We start from the raw sequence: 762 nt of genomic DNA on the forward strand, positions 1-762 counted from the left end.
ACATCAAGAAGGGCGACACCCTGCGTGAGCCGCAGCACACCGAAGCTGGGGCGCTGATGACCTTCGACCGGGTGATCGCCAATCCCCCCTTCAGCCTGAAGAAGTGGGGCAAGGAAGAAGCCGACAGCGATGCCTATGGCCGCTTCCCCTACGGCACCCCGCCCAAGGACGCCGGCGACCTGGCCTTCGTGCAGCACATGATCGCCAGCCTCAACGCTGAGGGCATGATGGGCGTGGTCATGCCCCACGGCGTGCTGTTCCGGGGCTCCAGCGAAAAGGCCATCCGCCAGGGCATTCTCAATGACGACCTGCTGGAAGCCGTCATCGGCCTGCCCGCCGCCCTGTTCTACGGTACCGGCATTCCCGCCTGCCTGCTGATCGTCAACAAGGCCAAGCCCGCCTCACGCCGTGGCAAGGTTTTGTTTATCAACAGTGAGCTGGAATACGAGGAAGGCAAGAATCAGAACAAGCTGCGCCAGCAGGATATCGCCAAGATCGTCCACACCTTCGAGCACTTCGAAGAGATCAAGCGCTATTCCAAAGTGGTGCCGCTGGCCGAGATTGAGGAAAACGACTTCAACCTCAACATTCGCCGCTACGCCGACACCAGCCCGCCCCCGGAAATCTTCGACGTGCGCGCCATCCTCCACGGCGGCATCCCGGTGCGGGAAGTGGAAAGCGAGTATATCCGCGAAGAAATCCTGGAAGACTTTGATGTGTCTGCGGTGTTTGTGAGGCGGGATGAGGAGCCGTCAGCGGGTG

Annotated in this window: 1 protein-coding gene; it reads left to right on the top strand. The window is 61.2% G+C overall.

The features are described from left to right. Positions 1-762, top strand: a 762-nt coding sequence (locus tag A3754_RS01750) for an N-6 DNA methylase (RefSeq protein ID WP_156496686.1), incomplete at both ends; no start/stop codon positions are given.

This window comes from Alcanivorax sp. HI0083 (assembly GCF_001635175.1).